The organism is Kitasatospora sp. NPDC048194, assembly GCF_043202455.1.
Classification (GTDB): domain Bacteria; phylum Actinomycetota; class Actinomycetes; order Streptomycetales; family Streptomycetaceae; genus Kitasatospora.
In genome coordinates this window covers 1-18,563 of sequence record NZ_JBIDAK010000034.1, presented here as the reverse complement: position 1 = coordinate 18,563, position 18,563 = coordinate 1, and the positions used below count along the sequence as shown (strand labels likewise).

Sequence of the window (18,563 nt, the reverse complement as noted above, 5' to 3'; positions counted from 1 at the left end):
TTCGCGGACCGGTCGGTGTTCGTGCACCAGTTCACCGGGGCCCGGCACCCCGCGGCCACCGGACTGGGCCGTCCGGGCTACGAAAGGCCGAAAAACAACGTCCGATCAGACCGGAACGGCCGTCGGCTGGGCCGCGAGGAGTTCCCAGAAGCGGGGGGTGAGGGGCACCGCCGGGGTGCGGGGCCCGCTGGGCATGCCCCAGTGGGCGGGGACGTGGTGCTCCTGGGCCAGCACGAGCAGGACGGCGGCGAGCTCCTGCTCGGCGACGGGGACGAGCCGGGTGAGCGCGCGCAGGTGCGGCTGCCAGCGGCCGGCGACGCACTGGCGCAGCAGGCGGTCGAGCGCCTCGGCGCGGCCGGTGGCCTCGACCAGCTCGGTCAGTCGCAGGCCCAGCACCACGGCGAGGGCGTAGGTCTGCTCCGCGTCCCCCTCCCACCGGCCGGTCAGCTCGGCCTGCTGGTAGGTGGGCAGCAGCATGCCGACGCGCTCGGCGACCGTCTCCGGGGGGAGCTCCCGGGCGATGCGATGGTCCCGCAGCCGGGTCGGGCGGCCGTCCATCAGATCGGCCGCGGAACACCACAGGGCCCGGGCGAGGGCGATGAACTCGGCCTCGCCCGGGCGCAGCTCCCCGCGCTCCCAGGCGAGGACGTGACCGGCCAGGAGCCGTACGCCGTGGGCGGCCATGCCCTCGGCGACCTGTTCGGGGGTCAGGCCGAGGCCGACGCGGTGGATGCGGGCGGCCTCGGGGGAGAAGGGCACCGGAAGGGGGGCGGCGGCGTGGGGCTTTCTGCGGCGCATGGCACCGAACCGTAGGGGCGCCCCTCGGCGCGCCCCCAGCCCCCGAACGCACGAACCGGGACTGACGAGCCCTCGGCCGCGCTGGTCGATCGCACAGGACGGCGCCCCGCCTCCGTGTGGCCGACCACCCCGCCTCCGTGTGGCCGACCGCCCCGCCTCCGTGTGACCAACCCCTCCGTGACCTCGGTTGACGCGTGGAACGGCCGCGTGATGGGATCCTGGGGCCAAACGGAGGCATGGAGAGGAAGCCGGTGCGAGTCCGGCGCGGTCCCGCCACTGTCACCGGGGAGCACGCTCGGAAAGTGCCACGGCGGGCCGTCAGGAGCCGCTGGAAGGCCCGGGAGTGCGTCCGACCCGGAAGCCAGGAGACTCTCGCCCCCGGTACGTCGATCCAGGGCGCGGACCCTGAGTGAGGACACCCACGCGATGCAGGCTGCCCCGCCCCGCCGGCCCCCGAGCTGCCCGCCGCCGTGCGCCCGCTGACCCGCGCCGCCGCCTTCGCGCTGGGCGCCGTCGCGGGCTACGCCGCCGACGCGCGCTTCGCCGACCCGCGCCGCGGCCACCCGGTCGCCCTCTTCGGCAGCGCCGCGACCCGCCTGGAACGGCGCCTGTGGCGCGACGACCGCGCGGCCGGAACGGCGTACACGGCACTGTGCGTGGGCGCGGTCGCGGCCGGCGCGCTCGCCCTGGACCGCACGGTCGGGCGCCGACCGCTGGGCCGGGCGGCGCTGGCCGCGGCGGCCACCTGGACGGTGCTCGGCGGCACCTCGCTGACCCGGGAGGCGCGGACCGTCGGCCGTTCGCTCGCCGCGGGCGACCTGGCGGCCGCCCGGGAGCGGCTGCCGCACCTGTGCGGGCGGGACCCGAGCGCGCTGGACGGGCAGCAGATCGCCCGGGCGGTGGTCGAGTCGGTGGCCGAGAACACCGCCGACGCCGTGGTGAACGCGCTGACCTGGGGCGCCCTCGCGGGCACGCCGGGCCTGCTGGCCTTCCGCGCGGTGAACACCCTGGACGCGATGGTGGGCCACCGCTCGCCCCGCCACGCCCGCTTCGGCTGGGCCTCGGCCCGGCTGGACGACGTCGCGGGCTGGCCGGGCGCCCGGCTGACGGCCCTGCTGACGGTGGCCGCCGCCCCGGAGCCCGCCACGGCCTGGCGGATCTGGCGGCGCGACGGTTCGGCGCACCCGAGCCCGAACGCGGGGCAGGCCGAGTCGGCCTTCGCCGGAGCGGTCGGCGTACGGCTGGGCGGGACGCTGCGGTACGGCGAGCGGTTGGAGCACCGCCCGGTGCTGGGCGCGGAGTTGCGGCCGGTGACGGTGGACGACATCGAGCGGGCCTGCACGCTGTCGCGGCGGGTGGGCGCACTGGCGCTGGGTACGACGGTCGCGGGGCACGTCCTGCTGCGGCTCCTGGGGAAGAGGAGTGGGACATGACGAACGCGCTGCTGGTCGCCGGGACGACCTCGGACGCGGGCAAGAGCGTGGTGACGGCCGGCATCTGCCGCTGGCTGGCCCGCCAGGGCGTGCGGGTCGCGCCGTTCAAGGCGCAGAACATGTCGCTGAACTCCTTCGTCACCGCCGACGGCGCCGAGATCGGCCGCGCCCAGGCGATGCAGGCGCAGGCCGCCCGGGTGGAGCCGGAGGCGGCGATGAACCCGGTGCTGCTCAAGCCCGGAGCGGACGGCCGCAGCCAGGTGGTGCTGCTCGGCAGGCCGGTCGCCGAGGTCGGCGCGCTGGACTACCGGGAGCGCAAGCCCGTCCTGCTGGAACGCGCCCTGGAGTGCCTGGCGGACCTGCGCCGCCGCCACGACGTGGTGGTGTGCGAGGGCGCCGGCTCGCCCGCCGAGATCAACCTGCGCGACCGGGACATCGCCAACATGGGCCTGGCGACCGCCGCCGGACTGCCCGTGGTGGTGGTCGGCGACATCGACCGCGGCGGGGTGTTCGCGGCGATGTACGGGACGCTGGCACTGCTGTCGGCCGAGGACCAGCGGCACGTCGCCGGCTGGTTCGTCAACAAGTTCCGCGGCGACGCCCGGCTGCTCGCGCCCGGCCTGGAGATGCTGCACGGGCTGACCGGCCGTCCGGTGCTGGGCACGCTGCCGATGCTGCCGGGGCTGTGGCTGGACGCCGAGGACTCGCTCGACCTGTCGACGGTGGTCGACCGGGTGGACGGCCGCGGCCCGCTCGGGGCGGACGTGCTGCGGGTCGCCGTGGTGCGCTTCCCCCGGCTGTCGAACTTCACCGACGTGGACGCGCTGGCGCAGGAGCCGGGCGTGCTGGTGCGCTGGGCGACCAGACCGGAGGAGCTGGCCGACGCCGACCTGGTGGTGCTGCCCGGGACCCGGGCCACCGTGGCCGACCTCGCCTGGCTGCGCGACCGCGGCCTGGAGCCCGCCCTGAAGGCGCGGGCGGCGGCCGGACTGCCGATCCTCGGGGTCTGCGGCGGCTACCAGATGCTGGCGCACTCGATCGACGACGAGGTGGAGTCCCGGGCGGGGCTGGTCGACGGGCTCGGCCTGCTGCCGACCCGCGTGCGGTTCGGCGCCGAGAAGGTGCTCGCCCGGCCGGCCGGCGAGGCGTTCGGACAGCGCGTCGAGGGCTACGAGATCCACCACGGGGTCGTCGCCGTCGAGGGTGGCGAGGCGTTCGTCTCCGACGGCCGGGGGCAGGGCCTGGACGGCTGCCGGGTCGGGCCGGTCTGGGGCACCACCTGGCACGGCGTGCTGGAGAACGACGGCTTCCGCCGCGAACTCCTGCGCGAGACGGCCGCCCTGGCGGGCCGGGCGTTCGTCCCGGCGCCGGACACCTGCTTCGCCGAGGCGCGCGAGGCCCGGCTGGACCGGCTGGGCGACCTGATCGAGGAGCACGCGGACACCGACGCGCTGTGGAAGCTGATCGAGGGCGGGATGCCGGCGGCCGGATCGCTGCCGTTCCTGTCGCCCGGGGCACCTGGGAGTGACGCATGACCGACGTCCGCTATCCGTTCACCGCGATCGTCGGCATGGCCGACCTGCGGCTCGGGCTGCTGCTGAACGCGGTCTCCCCGGCCGTGGGCGGGGTGCTGGTGCGCGGCGAGAAGGGCACCGCGAAGTCCACCATGGTGCGCGCGCTGGCCGGGCTGCTGCCCTCCATCGCCACCGTGGACGGCTGCCGCTTCGCCTGCGACCCGGCCGCGCCGGACCCGCAGTGCCCGGACGGCCCGCACTCCGCCGCCACGAGCGGTGAACGGCCCGCCCAGCTGGTCGAGTTGCCGGTCGGCGTGGCCGAGGACCGGATCGTCGGCTCGCTCGACCTGGAGCGCGCGCTCGCCGAGGGCGTCAAGGCGTACGAGCCCGGTCTGCTCGCCAAGGCGCACCGCGGCGTGCTCTACATCGACGAGGTGAACCTGCTCCAGGACCACGTGGTGGACCTGCTGCTGGACGCCGCCGCGATGGGCCGCTCGTACGTCGAGCGCGAGGGCGTGTCGGTGCGGCACGCGGCACGCTTCCTGCTGGTCGGCACGATGAACCCGGAGGAGGGCGAGCTGCGGCCGCAGCTGCTCGACCGCTTCGGCCTCACCGTCGAGATCGCCGCCACCCGGGACCCGGCCGAGCGCGCCGAGGTCGTCCGGCGCCGGCTCGCCTACGACGCGGACCCGGCCGGCTTCGCGGCCCGGTTCGCCGACCAGGAACGCGAGCTCGCCGAACGCATCACCGCCGCGCGGGAGTTGCTGCCCGAGGTCGAGCTGACGGATGTGGCGCTACGTCAGATTACGGCGGTGTGCGCGGCGTTCGAGGTGGACGGGCTGCGCGCGGACATCGTGATGGCCCGCACGGCGGTCGCGCTGGCCGCCTGGGCGGGCCGGACGCAGGTGCTGGAGGAGGACGTCCGCAAGGCCGCCCAGCTGGCCCTGCCGCACCGGCGACGCCGCAACCCCTTCGACGCTCCGGGGCTGGACGAGGAGCAGTTGGACCGGACGCTGGAGGAGCACGCCCAGCCGGACGAGCCGGAGCCCGAGGGCGACGGCCCGACGCCGGACGGGGACGGGCCGGGCGGGGACGGGCCGGACGGGGACGGGCCGGACGGCGGACCGGACGGCGATGGCCCCGACGGCGGACCGGACGGCGGGGGCCCGGACGGCGGGGGCGCGCCCGAGCCGTCCGACGGCGGCGTCCCGGCCCCGGAGCGCTCCACCGCGGACGGGGACGTCCCGCCGCAGCAGCCCGTCCCGGCCCAACACCCCGCGCCCGCCCGGGAGTCCGCGCCGGTCGCGGCCGGCGACCCGTACCGGACCCGGCTGTTCACCGTGCGGGGCACCGGCCACGGCGCCCAGGGCCGCCGCTCCCCCGCCGAGACCACCGGCGGGCACACCGTCCGCGCCCGCCGGCCGCGCGGCCCGCTGAGCCGGCTGCACCTGACCGCGACCCTCCAGGCCGCCGCGCCGCACCAGGTGGCGCGCGGGCGGGACGGCCGGGCACTGGTGCTGCACAGGGACGACTTCCGCGAACAGGTGCGCAAGGGGCGGGAGTCCAACCTGGTGCTGTTCGTCGTGGACGCCTCCGGCTCGATGGCCGCCCGGCAGCGGATGACGGCCGTCAAGGGCGCGGTGCTGTCGCTGCTGATGGACGCCTACCAGCGCCGCGACAAGATCGGCATGATCACCTTCCGCGGCGCCGGCGCCGAGCTGGCGCTGCCGCCCACCTCCTCCGTCGAGGTCGGCGCGGCCCGGCTGGAGTCGCTGCCCACCGGCGGCCGGACGCCGCTGGCCGAGGGGCTGCTGCGGGCGCACGAGGTGCTGCGGGTCGAGCGGCTGCGCGACCCGGACCGGCGCCCGCTGCTGGTCGTGGTGACCGACGGCCGGGCCACCGGCGGCGGGCGGGACGCGCTCGCCCGCTCGCACCGCGCGGCCGCGCTGTTCGCCGCGCAGGGCACCGCGAGCGTGGTGCTGGACTGCGAGTCCGGACCGGTCCGGCTGGGCCTGGCCCGCACCCTGGCCGGACGGCTCGGCGGCAGCGCCGTCAGCCTGGACGAGCTGCGCGCCGAGGGCGTGGCCTCGCTCGTCCGCGACAACCGCGCCGCGAACCGTTCGACCACTTCGATGCGAAAGGCGGCCTGAGCCCCATGCCCAAGGGTGTCCCCGAGAGCGTTCCCGACGACGGCCTGACGACCCGCCAGCGCCGTACCCAGCCGATCACCGCGGTGCACACCGGCCCCGGCAAGGGCAAGTCCACGGCTGCGTTCGGCATGGCGCTGCGGGCCTGGAACCAGGGCTGGTCGATCGGGGTGTTCCAGTTCGTGAAGTCCGCCAAGTGGAAGGTCGGCGAGGAGAACGCGCTGCGTGTGCTCGGCGCCTCCGGCGAGGGCGGCACCGTCGACTGGCACAAGATGGGCTCCGGCTGGTCGTGGATCCAGCGCACCGCCGAACAGGAGATGTCCAGCGAGGAGGCCGCCAAGGAGGGCTGGGAGCAGGTCAAGCGCGACCTCGCGGCCGAGACCTACCGCTTCTACGTGCTGGACGAGTTCACCTACCCGATGCACTGGGGGTGGATCGACCCCGAGGAGGTGGTCTCCGTGCTCGCCGACCGCCCCGGCAGCCAGCACGTCGTCATCACCGGCCGGTACGCGCCCGAGCCGCTCACCGGATTCGCCGACCTGGTCACCGAGATGACCAAGGTCAAGCACCCCATGGACGCCGGCCGCAAGGGCCAGCGCGGTATCGAGTGGTAGGCCGTTGAGCACCGTCCCCCGCCTCGTCGTCGCCGCGCCCTCCTCCGGCGCCGGCAAGACCACCGTCGCCACCGGCCTGATCGCCGCGCTCGCCGCGCGCGGGCTGGCGGTGTCCCCGCACAAGGTCGGCCCGGACTACATCGACCCGGGCTACCACGCACTCGCCGCCGGCCGCCCGGGCCGCAACCTGGACGCCTTCCTGTGCGGGCCGGAGCGGATCGCCCCGCTGTTCCTGCACGGCGCGGCGGGGGCGGACGTCGCGGTGGTCGAGGGGGTCATGGGCCTGTTCGACGGGGCCTCCGGGCGCGGCGAGCTGGCGTCCACGGCGCACGTCGCCAAGCTGCTGCGGGCGCCGGTGGTGCTGGTCGTCGACGGCTCCTCGCAGTCCCGGTCGGTGGCCGCGCTGGTGCACGGCTTCGCCTCCTGGGACCCGCAGGTGCGGCTGGCCGGGGTGATCCTCAACCGGGTCGCCTCCGACCGGCACGAGCAGCTGCTGCGGGAGGCCCTGGAGGAGGGGTCAGGCGTCCCGGTGCTGGGCGCGCTGCGCCGCTCGGCGGCGGTCGCCACGCCCTCCCGGCACCTCGGGCTGATCCCGGCGGTGGAGCGCTCGGCGGAGGCGCTGAAGGCCGTCGCGGACATGGGCGAGCTGGTCGCCTCCTCGGTCGACCTGGACGCCCTGCTGGCGCTCGCCCGGACGGCACCGGACCTGGACGCCGAGCCGTGGGACCCGTCGACCGAGGTCGCACCGGTGGCCGGGCGGCCGCGGATCGCGGTGGCGGGCGGCGCCGCGTTCTCCTTCTCGTACGCCGAGAACGCCGAACTGCTCGGCGCGGCGGGCGCCGAGGTCGTCCCGTTCGACCCGCTGCACGCCTCCGCGCTGCCCGAGGACACCGCCGGGCTGGTCATCGGCGGCGGCTTCCCCGAGCTGTACGTGCGGGAGTTGAGCCGGAACTCCGAACTGCGCGGGGCCATCGCGCGGTTCGCCGCCTCGGGCGGGCCGATCGCCGCCGAGTGCGCCGGACTGCTCTACCTGGGGCGGGAGTTGGACGGCCTGCCGATGTGCGGGGTGCTGGGCGCCGCGTCCCGGATGACCGAGCGGCTCACGCTCGGCTACCGCGAGGCCGTCGCCCTGCACGACTCCCCGCTCGCCCCGGCCGGCACCCGGCTGCGCGGACACGAGTTCCACCGGACGGTCTGCGAGCCCGGCGCGGGCGAACACCCCGCCTGGGGCTGGCACCTGCCGACCGGGCCCCGCACCGAGGGCTTCGCGGGCGGGCACGTCCACGCCTCTTACCTGCACCTGCACTGGGCCGGAGCGCCCGCGCTGGCCTCCTCCTTCGCGGCCGCGGCCGCGGCGTACCGGGCGGCGGGCCCGGGGGCGGGCCCGGAAGCGGGCCGGGCGGCGGGCCCGGAAGCGGGCCGGGCGGCGGGCCCGGAAGCGGGCCGGGCGGCGGGCCCGGAAGCGGGCCGATAACCCCGCGCACGTCGGCCGGCTCGCTCCTAGGATCGCGCGCATGAACGTCATCGTCCTCAACGGCGGCTCCAGCTCCGGCAAGTCGAGCATCGCCCGCCGCCTGCAGGAGCTGCTGCCGGAGCCGTGGCTGCACCTGGGCGCCGACACCATGGTGGCCGCGCTGCCGCCGCGGCTGCTGGACGGCGGCGGGGGCATCGGCGGGCTCCAGGACGGCGACGGCACGGTCGAGGTCGGGCCGGTCTTCGCCGCCCTGGACGCCGCCTGGACGGCCGGGGTCGCCGCGATGGCCCGGGCCGGTGCGCGGATCGTGGTGGACGAGGTGTTCCTCGGCGGCCCCGCCTCGCAGCAGCGCTGGCGGGCCGCCCTGGAGGGCCTGGACGTGCTCTGGGTCGGGGTGCGCTGCGATCCGGCGGTGGCCGCGGCCCGGGAGGCCGGGCGCGGCGACCGGGTCGCCGGGATGGCCGCCGCGCAGGCCGAGTCGGTGCACCGGGATGTCGCCTACGACCTGGTCCTGGACACCTCGCAGGCCTCGCCCGACGCGTGCGCCCGACTGGTGCTCGCGCGGGTGGCGGGCCCGCGCTGACGCTCGCGGAGGGGCGGCCGCTGCGGTTGACTGGCCGCGACCGCAGTCCGCTCCGCCCGGAGGCACCCGCAATGGCCAGGCAGTTCACGTACACCGCCGAGATCAGCTGGACCGGCAACCGGGGCACCGGCACCAGCGACCCCCGCTCCTACTCCCGTGACCACGAGGTGTCCGTCGAGGGGCTTCCGGTCATCCTCGGCTCGGCCGACCCCGCCTTCCGCGGCGATCCGGGCCGCTGGAACCCGGAGCAGTTGCTGCTCGCCGCGCTCTCCCAGTGCCACCTGATGTCGTACCTCTACCAGTGCGCGGTGAACGGGGTCGTGGTGACCTCGTACGTCGACCGGCCGGTGGGCACGATGGCCGTCGCGGCAGGGCGCGGGCACTTCACCTCGGTGGTGCTGCACCCGCGGATCGAGGTCGCCGAGGAGGGCATGACGGAGATGGCGCTCGCCCTGCACGCGGAGGCGCAGCGGGGCTGCTTCATCGCGGCCTCGGTCGACTTCCCGGTGCGGCACGAGCCCGTGGTGACGGTCGCGGGCCGGGAGTAGGACCCGGCCAAGGGCGCCGCGAGAGCGCTGGGAGGGCGCAGCGAGGGCGCTGCGAGAGCGCTGCGAGAGCGCCGGGGCCGGGGCCGCTACCGGCCCGGCCCCGCTCCGCGGGCCAGCAGCGCGGCGACGTAGGCGGCCACCTCGTCGCGCAGTTCCTCGGGGCTCGGCACGTACCAGTGCCCGCTGCCGGCCGTCGAGTTGAACAGGAGGCCGTCGCACCAGCGGATCAGCCGGCGGGCGTCGGCCGTCGGGTCGGTGGAGCCGGCGTGGGCGAGCAGGACGGCGGCGAGGTCGGTGAAGTTCGCGCCCAAGCGGTCGTACACGGCGCGCAGCTCGGGCCTGCGGGTGGCCTCCAGGGCGAGTTCCAGCCGGGCCAGGGTGAGCCGGCGGCCGGTGGTGAGCGCCTGGTACAGCCCGTCGGCGCCGATCTCGACCAGCAGTTCGCGCGCCGGGGCACCAGGCGGGAGGCGCACTCCCTCGGTGTAGGCCGGCTGGTCGGCGGTCTCCCGTTCGAGGATCCGCTTGAGCACGAGTTCCAGCAGGGCGGCCCTGGTCCGGGCGAGGTTGGAGGTCGAGCCGGCGGGCAGACCGGACTCCTCGTCCACGGCGCGGTGGGTGAGCCCGCGCAGGCCGCGGTCGGCGATCAGGTCGATGGCGGCGTCGGCGATCAGGGTCGGGCGCGGGGGCGTCATGGGCTGATCATGGCCTTTCCGGACGGACTCCCCCAACTCTCGCTCCCCCTCCGACTACAGCCATAGTTTACCGGACACTACACATGTAGTACCGTTTCGCCCAACGGATACTACAGCTGTAGTGCGAGCAGAGGAGCCCCCCATGGACCTGCAGCGAGCGATCGTCATCGGCGGCGGCATCGGCGGCCTCACCGCCGCCCTCGCACTCCACCGCCAGGGCATCCCCGTCACCGTCCACGAACGCGCCCGCTCCCTGGAGCCCGTCGGCGCCGGCCTCGCCCTCGCCCCCAACGCCCTGCGCGCCCTCGACCTGCTCGACGTCGGCAACCGCCTGCGCGCGCTCGCCGCCCCGCACCCGGCCGTCGGGGTGCGCAACCCCGCCGGCCGCTGGCTCGCCCGCACCAGCACCGACGCCTTCGAGGCCCACTTCGGCGACCCGATCGCCGCCGTCGCCCGCGCCGACGTGACAGCCGCCCTGGTCGACGCCCTACCGGAGGGCACCGTCCGCACCGACTCCCCCGCCACCCTGGTCAGCCCCGGCGGCGCCGAGGAACCCGCCGTCGTCCGGACCGCCGACGGCGAGCAGTCCGCCGCACTGGTCGTCGCCGCCGACGGCATCCGCTCCGCCTCGCGCCGCCTGCTCTTCCCCCACCACCCCGGTCCGCGCTACAGCGGCTTCACCACCTGGCGCACCATCGTCTCCCCGGACGGCCCGCCGGCCGCCGCCGGCGAGATCTGGGGCCGCGGCCGGCAGGCCGGCATCGTGCCCCTCGCCGACGGCCGGATCTACCTCTACTTCGCCGCCCTCGCCCCGGCCGGCACCCACGCGGCCGACGAACACGCCGAACTCCAGCGGCTGTTCGGCGGCTGGTGCGCACCGCTGCCCCAGCTGCTCGCCCGCGCCGAACCCGACCGGGTCCTGCGCAACGACGTCTGGGACCTCGCCGATCCGCTCCCCGCCTACCACCACGGCCGGGTCGCCCTCCTCGGCGACGCCGCCCACGCGATGTGCCCCTTCCAGGGCCAGGGCGCCTGCCAGGCCATCGAGGACGCCGTCGTCCTCGCCTCCCTCCTCACCCCCGCCGCCGACCTCGCCTCGCCCCTCCCCGCCTACAGCGCCGCCCGCCTCCCCCGGACCACGGCCGTCGTCGCCGCCTCCCGCCGCGTCGGCGCCCTCGTCGCCGTCCGCAGCCCGGCCGCCGCCCTCCTGCGCGACACCGCCCTCGCCCTCGTCGGCCTGCTCCCCACCCGCACGGTGCTCAGCCGTACCAACGCCACCTTCGACTGGCGCCCGCCGGCGCTCCGCACGAGGGCCTGAGCGCGGCCGCGGCCGGCCCGGGCACCGGTGTGGCACCCGAGGCGCCCGGCCCGAGTCGCCTCCGGAACCCGGAGTACCGCCCGATGTCGGTGCCGGGTGGCACGATGCGCGGCATGGGTGACTCCAGCCGGGCCATCGCCGCGTACTGGGACGCGGCCGCGTCGGCCTTCGACGACGAGCCGGACCACGGACTGCGCGAGGGGGTGACGCGGGAGGCGTGGGCACGGCGGCTGCGGGGGTGGCTGCCGTCGGCACCGGGGGACGTGCTGGACGTGGGCTGCGGCACCGGGTCGCTGGCGGTGCTGGCCGCGGCGGAGGGGCACCGGGTGACGGGGGTGGACCTGTCGCCGCGGATGGTGGCGCGGGCCCGGGAGAAGGCGGCGGCCGCCGGGGTGGCGGCGCGGTTCCTGGTGGGCGACGCCGGGGCGCCTCCGCTGCGGGCGGCCGGTTTCGACGCGCTGCTCTGCCGCCATCTGATCTGGACGCTCCCCGAGCCGCGGCGGGCGCTCCGCGCCTGGGTGGAGCTGCTGCGCCCCGGCGGGCGGCTGGTGCTGGTCGAGGGGCGCTGGCGCGAGGCCGGGCAGGCCGTGACGCCGTACGTCGCGGGGGCGGGGCCCCTGCCCTGGGACGGGGGCGTCGGGGCGGAGCGGCTCTCGGCGGCGGTGCGCCCGTTGGCGGCCGAGCTGCGGGTGGAGCCGCTCAGCGGGGACGCCGATCTGTGGGGCGGGCCGGTGGACGACGAGCGCTACGCCCTGATCGCCCGGGTGTGACGGTGCGTCACGCGCCGCCCCGGAACGTCCCGCCGAGCGGGTCGCCCCGGAAGCAGGCCGCGCAGCGGAGCCGGCTGTAGATCGCCACCGCGCCCATGCAGACGTCCTCGCGGCCGTCCAGCCGGGACGTGGAGGCGGCGGGCCTCCCGCAGTCCAGGCAGCGGCGGTGGGGGCGGGCGGCGACGGAGCAGGCACGGCAGAGCAGGTGGGCGGGGTGCTCGGCGTGGACGAGCACGGGCTGCGGCCCGCCGTGGAGGAGGTGTTCGCACCAGGTGCAGGACTCGTCCTCCTGCGCCGCGAGCATCCTGGCCCGGGCCTCCTGCTGCCACGCGGCCGCCCGTTCCAGCGGGACGGTCACCGGCGGCCCCCAGCCGGCGGCGGCGAGCCACCGGGCCCCCTCGGCGCCGGCCGCGCGCAACTGGTCGTCGACGGCGATCTGCCTGGGTGTCCTGCGGCTCATCGGTCTCCTCCGGTGTGTGGACTGCCGAAGGGTCAACGCGGCCGGGAGGCGGGGGACACGAGGGCGTCAGTCGTCGAGGAGCCGATCGGTGTCGCCGTGGGCGACGAGGAGTTTGCGCAGCAGGGCGTCGAGGTGGGCGCGCTCGTCGGGGTCGAGGGCGGCGAGGAGGCGCTCCTCGTTGCGGATGTGGCCGGGCATGGCGGCGTCGATGAGGTCCTTGCCCGCGGGGGTGAGGCGGACCAGGACGGCGCGGCGGTCGGTCGGGCAGGGGTGGCGTTCGACCAGGCCCTTCGCGCACAGCTTGTCGACGCGGTTGGTGATGGCTCCGGAGGTCACCAGGGCGGACTTGAGCAGGGCGCGGGCGTTGAGTTCGTACGGTTCGCCGGAGCGGCGCAGGGTCGCCAGGACGTCGAACTCGGAGGAGTCGAGGCCGCACGTGGCGAAGTACTCGCGCAGCGCGCTGTCGATCCGGACGTTGAGCCGGCGCAGCCGGCCGATCAGGGCCAGGGCCTCGCGGGGGAGGTCGGGGCGGTTCCTGGCCCACTGTTCGGCGATGTCGTCCATGGTGTCGCGTTGGGGCATGCCCGTCGCCCTCTCTCGTCCCTCGGTTCCGACGGTCGCAGATATCTTAACATTCACATACTTGACGTTCATCGATCCCGGGGCGTAGAAATATCTCAACGTTCAGATACTCAACGTTGAGGGGAACAATCATGGACCGGAAGCGCGCAGCGATCGCCGCCACCGCCGCCCTCGCCCCGGCCGCCTGGGGCACCACCTACCTGGTCACCACCCAGCTGCTGCCCGAAGGCCGTCCGCTGCTGCTCGCCGCGCTGCGCGCGCTGCCGGCCGGGCTGTTACTGCTGCTGATCGGCCGCAGACTGCCCGGGGGCCGCTGGTGGGGCCGCGCAGCGGTGCTCGGGACGCTCAACATCGGGCTGTTCTTCCCGCTGATGTTCGTCGGCGCCTACCGCCTGCCCGGCGGCGTCGCGGCCACCCTGGGGGCGATCCAGCCGCTGCTCGTCGCCGGGCTCTCGATCGGGGTGCTCGGCGTCCGGCCCGGACGGCGGTCGCTGCTCGCCGGGCTGGTCGGGGTCGGCGGGGTGGCGCTGCTGGTGCTGAGGAGCGGGGCGCGGCTGGACGGCGTGGGGATCGCGGCGATGGTCGCCGGGATCGCGCTGATGGCCACGGGCACCGTGCTGATCCGCCGGTGGGGGCGCCCCGAGGGGGCGACGCTGCTCGACCTCACCGCCTGGCAGCTGCTCGCCGGTTCGGTCCTCCTGGTCCCGCTCGCGGCGCTGGTCGAGGGCGCGCCGCCCGCCCTGAGCGGCACCAACCTGGCGGGCTTCGCGTACCTCGGGCTGTTCGGCACCGCCCTCGGGTACGTGCTGTGGTTCCGCGGGATCGAGCGCCTGGGGGCCGGACCGGCGTCCTTCCTCGGCCTGATCAACCCGGTGGTGGCGACGGTCGGCGGCCTGGTGGTCCTCGGCCAGACCCTGACGGGCTGGCAGTGGCTCGGCCTGCTGCTGGCGCTCGGCGCGCTGCTGGTCGGCCAGGCGCCGAGCCGCCCGGCCGCAGCGCCGGTGGCAGAAGCCGACCGGGCGGCCGACCGGGCGGTCGCGGCCTCGACGGACCGGGCGGTCGCTGCCTCGACGGACCGGGTGGTCGCGGCGTCGACGGACCGGGCGGTCGCCGCCTCGCCGGACCGGGCGGTCGCTGCCTCGACGGACCTGGGGGCCGTGCCGCAGCCCGCGCCCGCCCGCGCGGCCGAGGCCCCGCTCGCCGCTCAGCCGGTGGCGCGGACGTAGATGTCGGCCGCGCCGGGCAGGCCGCCGGGGACGGCGACGACGTAGATCCGGCGGGCGCCGGGAGGGTGCACGGCGACGGCGGACGGGCTCCAGCCGGGGGTCGGGGTGGCCGTCCAGGCCGGCGTCGGGTCCGGGGTCCGGCTCGGGGTGGTCGGAGCCGGGGTCGGGGCCGGGGTGGGATCGCCCGCCCCGGCCCCGGCCGCCGTTCCGGCGGAGGCCGCTGCGGAACCGGCGTCCCCGTCGGAGTCCGGATCGGGGTCGGCACCCGCCTCGGAGCCGGCTGCGGAGCCGCCCTCCGAACCGGGGGCGGCACCGGCAGCGGCATCGGCACCGGGGTCGGCAGCCGCGGCGGCGACCGGGGCCGGGGCCGGCGCCGGCTCCGGGCCGGTCCCGGGCGAGGACGCCCCGGCCGACGGCACGCCGGGGGCGGGCGCCGTGGGGACCTCCGGCAGCTCCGGCGCCTCCGCCGGCTCGTCCCCGCCCAGCGCCGCCACCAGGTCCGGCGGCAGCGGGGCGGTCGGCCCGGGCGCCGGGAGGTCGTACGTCTGCAGGAACTCGCCCACCCCCGGGTCCTTGCCGCCGCCGAGCCGGTAGTGCAGGTAGGCGACCGGAGCGCCGCTCGGCGTCCGGGTGTAGACCGTGCTGACCGGGATGTAGTACCGCCCCGCGCCGGGGTGCTGGGAGGCGTGGAGGCCGGCCAGGCGCTCGGCGCGGTCCCGGTCGGTCTCCCGGCCGCCCTGGCCCTCCGTCAGGGCGTTGACGCCGCGCACCACCAGGGCGGCGGCGACGGACACGCCGAGGACCAGTCCGACGGCGACGGTGCGCCGCAGGACCGGGCGGCCGTGCAGGGCGGGCCAGGAGTCGGTCACCGTCCGCTCGGGTGGGATGCCGTCCACGGTGTCTTGGTCCCCCGTCTCGTTCAGGACGCCCGGCCGGCACGCGCCCCGGGCGGGCCCGGGGACGTTCGGTCGGGACGTCGCGTTCCGCTCGACGTGGCACCGTAGCCCAGAGTTCCTCAGCCCAGGTAGGCGGGGGCGACCGCGGCCTCGGTGACCTGCCGTGCGGTGCCGGAACCGTCCGCCGGGACGGTCCACAGGTCGGCCCCGTAGTCCCCGGGCAGGGCGTAGAGCAGGGTGCGGTCGTCGGACCAGAGCGCCTGGTCGTCGATGTCGCGCTGCTCGGCGGTGGCGGTCTCGGTCATCGTGGCCAGGTCGAGGACGTACAGCCGCCACGGCGCGTCGGCGGGCAGGCCGGGGACGCGCTTCTTGTAGGCGATGCGGGTGCCGTCGGGGGAGAGCGAGGGGCACTCGACGTTGTCGTGCAGGGTGGTGAGGGTGCGGGCGGCGAGGTCGCCGCGGACGAGGTGGGTCTGCCCGGCGCTGGCCAGGGTGGCGTAGAAGGTGTTGTCGTCGGCGAAGGTGACGCCCCACACGTTGACGTCGTGGGCCTGGTACGGGTGGCCGTCCTTGACGACGGTGAAGTCCTCCAGGTTCTCCCGCAGGTTCCAGTCCCGCACGTCCACGATCGAGGAGCGGGTGGAGAAGTCGGTGCCCGCGTAGGAGTCGCCGCTGACGAAGACCGTCCAGGCGACGAGGTGCCCGGACGGGGAGACCCTGGCGCGGGTGGGGATGCCGGCGGCGGGGAAGGAGCGCCGCTCGTGCAGGTGGTCGTCGAGGACGACGGCCCGGTAGGTGTCCTCCAGCGCCCCGTGCTGGGCCTGCAGGCAGATGCCGGTGCCGGCGGCGGCGTGGAAGCGCAGGCACTGGACGCCCGAGGCGGTGCGCGGTCCGTCGGGCCGGTCGGCCGGGACGGCGGTGATCTCGTCCCGGTGCGGGCCCCAGGCCATGTTGCGGAACAGCAACCGCCGTCCGCCGCCCGGGCTTTCCAGGGAGACCGGGCCCGGGCTGACGGTCGGCCCGCCGGCCTGGGCGCGGTCGCGCTCGGCGGTGCGGTCGGCCGCGTAGAGGACGGCTCCGGTGCCGACCGCGCCGAGCACCAGCACGGCGACCAGCAGCACGATCACCCTGGTGCGGTTCCTCAGGTTCACGGCCCCTCCTCGACGGTGACGGTCTCCGATCGGTGCAGCACCACCGCGGCGCCGCCCGCGCACAGCGCCAGCGCCCCGGCGGACCAGGCCAGCGCGCTCACGCCGCCCACCGCGCTCCACAGCGCGCCGAACAGCAGCGAGCAGGCGAACCGGGCGAGCGCCTGCCCGGTGCCGACCAGGGCCAGCCCGGCGCCGCGCTGCTCGGCGGGCACCGCGTCGGCCGCGGCGGCGGCGAGCACCCCGTCGGTGGCGGCGTAGAAGGCGCCGTGCAGCAGCAGGACGCAGATCACCGCGGGCAGCCCACGCAGCGGTGACAGCAGCAGCCCGTACCCGAGCAGCAGGACGCCGTGCCCGAGCAGGAAGAGCCGCCGGCGGCCGATCCGGTCGGCGAGCGAGCCGAACGGTACGGCCAGCAGCAGGAAGGCGGCGGCGGTGCCGAGCGGCAGCAGCGGGAACAGGCTGACGGACAGGCCGAGCCGGCGTTGGACCAGCAGGTAGAGGAAGGAGTCGCTGACGGTGGTGAGCCCGAGCAGCACGGCGCACAGGGTGAGCCGGCGCAGACCCGGCAGGCGCAGCAGGGTGAGGCTGTCGCGGAGCGAGGGCGCCGGCGCCGACGGCTCGTCACCCGGCTGCCGGCCGGGCACGAACAGCAGCAGGATCAGGACGCCCAGCGCGGCGACGCAGGAGCTGACCGTGAACACGGCGTCGTAGCCGTGCCGTTCGCCGCCGTCGGCGAGCAGCGGGCCGCCGGCCAGGCGCAGCACCAGGAAGGCGGTGAGCGGGCCGAGCAGGGCCCCGGCCGTGTCCATCGCCCGGTGCACGCCGAACGCCCGGCCGCGGTGGGCGGGTTCGGTGGCGAGCGAGATCATCGCGTCCCGGGGCGCGGTGCGCAGGCCCTTGCCGGTGCGGTCGACGGCGATGACGGCGCCGATCAGCGGCACGGTGTGGACGAACAGCAGCAGCGGCCGGCACAGCGCGGACAGGCCGTAGCCGACGGCCGCCACGGCCTTGTGGCGGGCGGCACCGTCGCGGCCGCGGCGGTCGGCGAGGTGGCCGCCGGCCAGCCGGACCAGGGCGCTGAAGCCGTTCTGGATGCCGTCGAGCAGCCCGAAGCCGAGCGGGGACAGGCCGAGGCCGGTGAGCAGGTAGAGCGGCAGGACGGCGTTGACCATCTCGGAGGAGACGTCGGTGACCATGCTGACGGTGCCGAGGACGAGGACCGTCCCCGGCACCGCGCGCACGGCCCCGCCCCGCCGCGCCCGGTCGGCGGCCGGCGCGACGGGGGCCTTGGAGCTGCGGGAGTCCGCGACGTACACGGGCGTCAGTTCCAGATGCCGGTGATGTCGGCGGCGCCGGCGGACTTGCCGGCGTGGGCGTTGACCCCGGCCAGGTCCTCCAGGGTGTGCAGCACGTCGTAGTGGTTGTAGCGGGTGGCGGTGGAGCTGCCCGGGGCGACGTGGGCGCCGTAGACCACGGTCGGGATGCGGTTGCCGGACAGCTTGTTGTCCTCGTCGAAGGTCACCACCAACAGGCTGTTGTTGTTCCTCGCCCACTGGGCGTACGCGTCGAGGTTGTTCCGCAGCCAGGAGTCGCCGGTGCCCACCGAGCAGTCGTGCATGTCGTCGCACAGGTCCGGGACGACGAAGGAGACCTTGGGCAGCGTGCTGAAGTCGGTCGGGAACGCGTCCATGCCGTACGCGGTCTCGGTGGGCACGTTGCCGAAGCCGAACCACGGGTTGTGCTTCTGCGCGTAGTTGTCGACGCGGCAGTCGGTGGCGCCGGGGGCGGGCAGGCCCTCGTTGTAGCTGGCCCAGGTCTGGCCGGCGTCGAGCAGTTCGGAGGCCAGGTTGGGCTGCTGGAGCGCGCCGACGTCCACGCAGCTGTCGTCGACGACGCCCTGCGAGCTACCCGAGAACAGCATGTAGTAGTTCGGCTGGCTGGGGTGGGTGAGGGCGTAGGACTGGGTCAGTTTCGCGCCGCCGGCCACCAGGGTGCCGTTGGTGTACGGCGCGGACGAGCTGCCGATCACCTGCGAGTACGCGTGGTTCTCCAGCATCACCACGACGATGTGGTCGGGCGAGGGCAGGCCGGCGGCGGTGTCGGCGGCGGCGCTGCCGCCGGCGGCCCACAGGCCGAGCGAACCGGCGACCAGGCCGAGGCCGCCGGCGAGGGCGGTGAGCGGGCGCAGCTTGCGGCGACGGCCGGGACGCGGCCCGTCGGCGGGGGTGCCGGGGGTGCGCGGTCGTGCGAAGACCATGGGGTCCTCCATAAGGTGTTGGGTGGCCCGGGAGGGCCGGATGTGGCTAATGGGGTCTTGCCTTCAGTGGCTCCTCCGGAGTGGCCGTCCGGCTCTCCGG

At 76.2% G+C, this 18,563-nt stretch carries 18 protein-coding genes and 1 riboswitch; of the genes, 10 read left to right on the top strand and 8 right to left on the bottom strand.

Features of this window, described 5'->3' with window-relative positions; translation table 11 throughout:
* Window positions 1–105 precede the first annotated feature (105 nt).
* Window positions 106–798: a transcriptional regulator gene (locus ACGF07_RS29635; RefSeq protein WP_392903665.1), complete on the bottom strand. Its 693-nt coding sequence runs from the start codon at window positions 796–798 to the stop codon at window positions 106–108.
* 240 nt (window positions 799–1,038) lie between these two features.
* Window positions 1,039–1,170, top strand: a riboswitch (cobalamin riboswitch).
* A 98-nt stretch (window positions 1,171–1,268) separates the two neighbouring features.
* On the opposite strand from ACGF07_RS29635, the gene ACGF07_RS29630 reads away from it, so the two are divergent.
* From ACGF07_RS29630 to ACGF07_RS29600, 7 genes are all read left to right on the top strand, one after another.
* Window positions 1,269–2,231, top strand: coding sequence for a cobalamin biosynthesis protein (locus ACGF07_RS29630; RefSeq protein ID WP_392903662.1), 963 nt, complete (start codon window positions 1,269–1,271; stop codon window positions 2,229–2,231).
* Window positions 2,228–3,766, top strand: coding sequence for a cobyric acid synthase (locus ACGF07_RS29625; RefSeq protein WP_392903660.1), 1,539 nt, complete (start codon window positions 2,228–2,230; stop codon window positions 3,764–3,766). Before ACGF07_RS29630 ends, ACGF07_RS29625 begins: the two co-directional genes overlap by 4 nt.
* Complete coding sequence (locus ACGF07_RS29620) at window positions 3,763–5,895, top strand: putative cobaltochelatase (protein WP_392903658.1); 2,133 nt, start codon at window positions 3,763–3,765, stop codon at window positions 5,893–5,895. The genes ACGF07_RS29625 and ACGF07_RS29620 overlap by 4 nt, the downstream gene beginning before the upstream one ends.
* A gap of 5 nt (window positions 5,896–5,900) precedes the next feature.
* Window positions 5,901–6,506 carry a cob(I)yrinic acid a,c-diamide adenosyltransferase gene (gene cobO / locus ACGF07_RS29615; RefSeq protein ID WP_350737660.1) on the top strand — a complete coding sequence of 202 codons (606 nt, stop codon included), beginning with the start codon at window positions 5,901–5,903 and terminating at the stop codon, window positions 6,504–6,506.
* A gap of 4 nt (window positions 6,507–6,510) precedes the next feature.
* The gene (locus ACGF07_RS29610; protein ID WP_392903655.1) at window positions 6,511–7,980 is read left to right on the top strand and encodes a cobyrinate a,c-diamide synthase; all 1,470 of its coding nucleotides are present in this window, start codon (window positions 6,511–6,513) and stop codon (window positions 7,978–7,980) included.
* 40 nt (window positions 7,981–8,020) lie between these two features.
* Complete coding sequence (gene cpt / locus ACGF07_RS29605; RefSeq protein ID WP_392903652.1) at window positions 8,021–8,563, top strand: chloramphenicol phosphotransferase CPT; 543 nt, start codon at window positions 8,021–8,023, stop codon at window positions 8,561–8,563.
* Window positions 8,564–8,634: 71 nt separating this feature from the next.
* Window positions 8,635–9,111, top strand: a complete 477-nt coding sequence (locus tag ACGF07_RS29600; RefSeq protein ID WP_392903649.1) for an OsmC family protein — start codon at window positions 8,635–8,637, stop codon at window positions 9,109–9,111.
* Window positions 9,112–9,197: 86 nt separating this feature from the next.
* On the opposite strand, the gene ACGF07_RS29595 is transcribed toward ACGF07_RS29600, so the two are convergent.
* Window positions 9,198–9,803: a TetR/AcrR family transcriptional regulator gene (locus ACGF07_RS29595; RefSeq protein WP_392903646.1), complete on the bottom strand. Its 606-nt coding sequence runs from the start codon at window positions 9,801–9,803 to the stop codon at window positions 9,198–9,200.
* A gap of 142 nt (window positions 9,804–9,945) precedes the next feature.
* Here ACGF07_RS29595 and ACGF07_RS29590 point away from each other — a divergent pair, with 142 nt between their 5' ends.
* Together ACGF07_RS29590 and ACGF07_RS29585 are read left to right on the top strand one after the other, a co-directional pair.
* On the top strand, window positions 9,946–11,121 hold the full coding sequence (locus tag ACGF07_RS29590) for an FAD-dependent monooxygenase (RefSeq protein WP_392903644.1): 1,176 nt from the start codon (window positions 9,946–9,948) through the stop codon (window positions 11,119–11,121).
* Between the two features lie 113 nt (window positions 11,122–11,234).
* Window positions 11,235–11,891, top strand: a complete 657-nt coding sequence (locus tag ACGF07_RS29585) for a class I SAM-dependent methyltransferase (protein WP_392903642.1) — start codon at window positions 11,235–11,237, stop codon at window positions 11,889–11,891.
* A gap of 7 nt (window positions 11,892–11,898) precedes the next feature.
* On the opposite strand, the gene ACGF07_RS29580 is transcribed toward ACGF07_RS29585, so the two are convergent.
* Window positions 11,899–12,351 carry a hypothetical protein gene (locus tag ACGF07_RS29580; protein WP_392903639.1) on the bottom strand — a complete coding sequence of 151 codons (453 nt, stop codon included), beginning with the start codon at window positions 12,349–12,351 and terminating at the stop codon, window positions 11,899–11,901.
* 66 nt (window positions 12,352–12,417) lie between these two features.
* Window positions 12,418–12,933 (bottom strand): MarR family transcriptional regulator, encoded by a 516-nt coding sequence (locus ACGF07_RS29575; protein ID WP_350737635.1) that lies wholly within the window; start codon window positions 12,931–12,933, stop codon window positions 12,418–12,420.
* A gap of 131 nt (window positions 12,934–13,064) precedes the next feature.
* Here ACGF07_RS29575 and ACGF07_RS29570 point away from each other — a divergent pair, with 131 nt between their 5' ends.
* Entirely contained in the window at window positions 13,065–14,159 is a 1,095-nt protein-coding gene (locus tag ACGF07_RS29570) for an EamA family transporter (protein WP_392903636.1), read from the top strand.
* Here ACGF07_RS29570 and ACGF07_RS29565 read toward each other — a convergent pair.
* The 4 genes from ACGF07_RS29565 to ACGF07_RS29550 all read right to left on the bottom strand — a co-directional run bounded on the left by ACGF07_RS29565 (window position 14,138) and on the right by ACGF07_RS29550 (window position 18,463).
* Window positions 14,138–15,055 (bottom strand): hypothetical protein, encoded by a 918-nt coding sequence (locus ACGF07_RS29565; RefSeq protein WP_392903634.1) that lies wholly within the window; start codon window positions 15,053–15,055, stop codon window positions 14,138–14,140. The two genes, ACGF07_RS29570 and ACGF07_RS29565, sit on opposite strands and share 22 nt — an antisense overlap.
* A gap of 119 nt (window positions 15,056–15,174) precedes the next feature.
* On the bottom strand, window positions 15,175–16,200 hold the full coding sequence (locus ACGF07_RS29560; protein ID WP_350737750.1) for a TolB-like translocation protein: 1,026 nt from the start codon (window positions 16,198–16,200) through the stop codon (window positions 15,175–15,177).
* Window positions 16,201–16,202: 2 nt separating this feature from the next.
* A complete protein-coding gene (locus ACGF07_RS29555) occupies window positions 16,203–17,522 on the bottom strand; it encodes an MFS transporter (protein ID WP_392903631.1) in 1,320 nt (439 codons plus the stop codon).
* A 5-nt stretch (window positions 17,523–17,527) separates the two neighbouring features.
* On the bottom strand, window positions 17,528–18,463 hold the full coding sequence (locus ACGF07_RS29550) for an alkaline phosphatase family protein (protein WP_392903628.1): 936 nt from the start codon (window positions 18,461–18,463) through the stop codon (window positions 17,528–17,530).
* Between the last annotated feature and the right edge of the window lie 100 nt (window positions 18,464–18,563).